The organism is Streptomyces sp. 8P21H-1 (assembly GCF_013302945.1).
In genome coordinates this window covers 1-3908 of the sequence record NZ_JABTYA010000082.1, presented here as the reverse complement: position 1 = coordinate 3908, position 3908 = coordinate 1, and the positions used below count along the sequence as shown (strand labels likewise).

Here is a 3908-nt window from a genome sequence, read left to right as displayed (position 1 = left end):
ATGGACCCCGTCCACGGCTACCAGGTCACCAACGTCGAAGCCTCCATGAGCAACCCCTCCTCGTTGCTCCACTGGACCCGGCGCATGATCGAGATCCGCAAGCAGAACCCCGCCTTCGGCCTGGGCACCTACACCGAACTGCCCTCCTCCAACCCCGCCGTCCTCGCCTTCCTGCGGGAGTACAAGGACGACCTGGTGCTGTGCGTGCACAACTTCTCGCGCTTCCCCCAGCCCACCGAACTGGATCTGCAGACCTTCAGCGGACGCCACCCCGTCGAACTCATCGGCGGCGTCCGCTTCCCCGCCATCGGCGAACTGCCCTACCTCCTCACCCTCGCCGGCCACGGCTTCTACTGGTTCCGCCTCCGCAAGGACACGATCTAGTACTCCCTCTCGAAAAGCCTGCTCGCGGGGCGGTGTCCGGCGACAAGCCGGACGCCGCCCCTTCCGGTGATGCGCCGTTTCCATGGGACCATAAAACCGTGCGTCTGTTCGCCCGGGAGGGTGGTACGCGCTTCCAGTCAGGCGCCCCCCTTATGCTTCGATGCGCCTGTACATATAAAAGAAAAATTCACCTATTAGGATGAACGGCTCCGCCTCCTCCGCGTGAATGCATGGATACTCGTCCTTGCCGTCCATTCACGTCCGGGCATTCCACGGGGGAGACATGTCGCAGGGAAACTCGAAGAAGATAAAATCGCTGATCCGGGTTCTCGTCATCTCGGCCGGTCCGGCGGTCGTCACACTGGTCTTCGGAGCACTGGCGACCGGAAGCATCTCCTGGTTTCCCGTCCTTGTCGGGGTCGTCGCCATTCTGTTTCTCTCGACCTGGCAGATGACGACCGAGAACAGGACCAGGAAGACCGTTCACATGCAGGAGAAGCGCGCCGAGCAGGCGGAGCGGGAACTGCGGCGCGCGGCCACGTTCGACGCCGGCGTCCAGCCGGTCACGCAGTGGCTCGGGAAGATCTTCCAAGGAGAGGGGGACTACGAGACCCTGCGGAGACAGATCCTGGACAAGCTCACCGAAACCGCAGTTCAGCTCGTGGACCCCGACGCCCTGTGCGCCTTCTACCGGCTGGACGCCGAGCACGACAGGCTGGCCCTGGAAGCCCACACCGGGCCCCCCGGCGTCCTGCCCGACGCCTATTCGGGGAACGACGGCAACGGCTCCTATCTGCTGTACCTCGCAAAGACGCAGAACTTCGGTCCGGAGTTCGTCCTGGATATCGACGCGGCCCCCAACGGAGGCACCCGCATCAGACTGATCAACGGCTACAAGACGGCCTTGTTCCTTCCCGTCTGGACCGGTTCCGCCCCTCAGGGACTCATTGTGATCCAGGCGATGAGACCCGGTCAGATTCCCGCCCCCCAGTCGAGCCAGATCCTCGACGGGAACTACCGGAAATTCTATACGATCACCAGCCTCATAGGTCTCCCCCAGACCCGTAACCGGCCGAACGGATAACTTCCCCGACGACAGGGAGAGGAGCCTTCGGAACAGGAAAAACCGGGCAGTGTAGCGTACGGGCAATAACTGAATTGGATGTTTGGGTAAATACGGTACGGGTAGAAAATATCTGCCGTAGAGACATCGTAAGAAGTTTCCGACGCGCCGAGTCCCAGGGGGAACCGATGAAGAATTCCAAGATCGAAAAATCAGATGAAAAGATCACAATTACCGATCAGGTGGTCATCGACTCGGGCCATGACTGGATGCGGGGCCAGGAAAGCGGCGAGGCATACTTCGCCCGGGCCCGGCAGGAAGCCATGCGCGGCCAGCAAATGCTGACCAAAGAAACCACACAGAGTAGCCAGCCGGTCATGGAAAAGCTGCGTATTCTCCTGCGAAAACTTTCTTTCCGGAGCCAGAGCGCCAGCTGAGCTCCGACGGGAGGGGCGCCCACTGGAAGCGGGCGCCCCTCCCGCCATGCGGACGCCGCCCTCCCCGTGGACGCGGGCACGACCACCGGCGACGGGCGGCCCGCACAGGAGGACCGAGCAGGAGGACCGTACGAGAAAACCGCCCCGGAGGACCGTGATCCGGGGCCGGAGCGCGGGACGGCGGGCGGAACGGGCCGCAGGGCGGTTTCCTCCGCCCTGGCCTGGGCACGCGTAGGGAACACCCCGATCTCCGGGCCAGACTCCGGGTAAAGGACGCCACGCCATGTCCGAAGCTGTCACCCGCCCAGTGCCCCCCGCTTCCCAGAGCGCCGGCCTCCTCGCGTCCCTCGAACCACTGCTGCGCGAGTGGCTTCCGCGGCAGCGCTGGTTCGCGGGCAAGGGCCGTCCCGTCACCGGGTTCTCCCTGGTCTCGGCGACGGAAGTGCTGCCGCTCGACTCCCGGCAGGGGCTGCTCCACCTGCTCGTACGGGCCCACCAGCCGCTCGTGCCGACGCAGAGCGCCCCCTCCCATCCCGGCGACTGCTACCAGCTGCTCCTGGGGGTTCGTGAAACGCTGCCGCCCCAGCTGGCGCCCGCACTGATCGGCCGTCCCGCCGGGGGACCGCTGGCCGGGCGGGCCGTGTACGAGGCACTGCACGACCCCCGGGCCGCCGACGTCCTCCTGGAGGCCCTGCGCGGCGGGGCGCGCATCGGCGAGCTGCGCTTCGAACGGGACACCCGGCAGGAGATCCGGGGCGACCTGGCGCCGCGCCTGGTGACGGCCGAGCAGTCGAATTCCTCGCTGGTCTATGGAGATACGTTCATCCTGAAGCTCCTGCGCAGGATCGTGCCGGGGGTGAACCCCGATCTGGAGCTGCCGCTGGCGCTGTCCCGCGAGGGCTGTCCACGGGTTCCGGCACCGGCCGGCTGGATGCTCGCCGACCTGGCCGGCGAGTCGTACGTCCTGGGGGTCCTGCAGCCCTTCCTCCAGGGAGCCACCGACGGCTGGGAGCTCGCGCTGCGCGGACTCGCCGGGGGCGAGGACTTCGGCGCCGAGGCGCGGGCGCTCGGCCGGGCCACGGCCGAGGTGCACATGGCGCTGGCCCGGGCGCTGCCCGTGGTCACCCTGGGGCACGGGCAGATGCAACTGCTCACGGACGGCATGACCGAGCGGCTGGAGGCGGCCGTGCAGGCGGTGCCCGCGCTGCGGCCGTACGCGCCCGGTCTGCGCTCCGCCTTCGACGCGCTGGCCGATCTGGCGGGCGAGGGCCACACGTGGACGGCCCAGCGCATACACGGGGACCTGCACCTGGGCCAGTGCCTGCGCTCGCCGTCCGGCTCCTGGTCGATGATCGACTTCGAGGGCGAGCCCTCCAAGTCGCTCGCCGAACGGCGCCTGCCCCAGCCGGTCGCGCGGGACGTGGCCGGCATGCTCCGCTCCTTCGACTACGCCGCGCACTCGCTCCCGCCGGTCCCCGGTTCCGCCGACCCGCAGGACACCGGCCCGTCCGCCGTGCCAGGCTGGGCCGACACGTGCCGGGCCGCGTTCTGTTCCGGGTACGCCGAGGCGGGCGGCGGCGATCCCCGGATGGATCCGGTGCTGCTGCGCGCCTACGAGACCGACAAGGCCGTCTACGAGGTCGTGTACGAGGCGCGGCACCGGCCCGACTGGCTGCCCGTGCCGATGGCGGCGGTCGCCCGCCTGGCCCGGCCCGAACCGTCCTGACCCCCGCTCATCCGATCCACTCCGCCGAGGAGGCTCCACCCGTGACGCCCCGCCCGAACCCGCCCGCCAAGAAGCCGAAGAGCTCGAAGGCCAAGGCAAAGGCCAAGGCCGCCGAGAGGGCCGCGGCCACAACCGCCGACAGGGCGAAGGCCGAGCCCGCGGACAAGGACGTACGGCCCGGGACGACGGAGCCCACACCGGTCCCGGCCCCCGGACCGACCCCGGACGACACGCCGGCATCGGCCTCCGGGCCGGCCGCGGAGGCCGGGACGACCGGAGGGCCCGCACAGGTGGCGGC

4 protein-coding genes and 1 pseudogene are annotated in these 3908 nt (G+C 68.4%); all 5 read left to right on the top strand.

Going from position 1 to position 3908, the window contains the following annotated elements:
* On the top strand, positions 1-384 hold a 384-nt coding region (locus HO151_RS01755), incomplete at its 5' end, for an alpha-glucosidase C-terminal domain-containing protein (protein ID WP_173894371.1).
* Between the two features lie 283 nt (positions 385-667).
* On the top strand, positions 668-1468 hold the full coding sequence (locus HO151_RS01750) for a hypothetical protein (protein ID WP_173894370.1): 801 nt from the start codon (positions 668-670) through the stop codon (positions 1466-1468).
* 167 nt (positions 1469-1635) lie between these two features.
* Positions 1636-1884, top strand: a complete 249-nt coding sequence (locus HO151_RS01745; protein ID WP_173894369.1) for a hypothetical protein — start codon at positions 1636-1638, stop codon at positions 1882-1884.
* Positions 1885-2167: 283 nt separating this feature from the next.
* On the top strand, positions 2168-3610 hold the full coding sequence (locus HO151_RS01740) for a maltokinase (RefSeq protein WP_173894368.1): 1443 nt from the start codon (positions 2168-2170) through the stop codon (positions 3608-3610).
* A 41-nt stretch (positions 3611-3651) separates the two neighbouring features.
* Positions 3652-3908 (top strand): annotated as a pseudogene (locus HO151_RS01735) (hypothetical protein); the annotation flags it as partial.

Excerpts from the sequence above, each read along its gene's own strand:
- HO151_RS01750 (WP_173894370.1), top strand. The coding sequence starts at position 668 with ATGTCGCAGGGAAACTCGAAGAAGATAAAATCGCTGATCCGGGTTCTC.
- HO151_RS01740 (WP_173894368.1), top strand. The coding sequence starts at position 2,168 with ATGTCCGAAGCTGTCACCCGCCCAGTGCCCCCCGCTTCCCAGAGCGCC.
- HO151_RS01745 (WP_173894369.1), top strand. The coding sequence starts at position 1,636 with ATGAAGAATTCCAAGATCGAAAAATCAGATGAAAAGATCACAATTACC.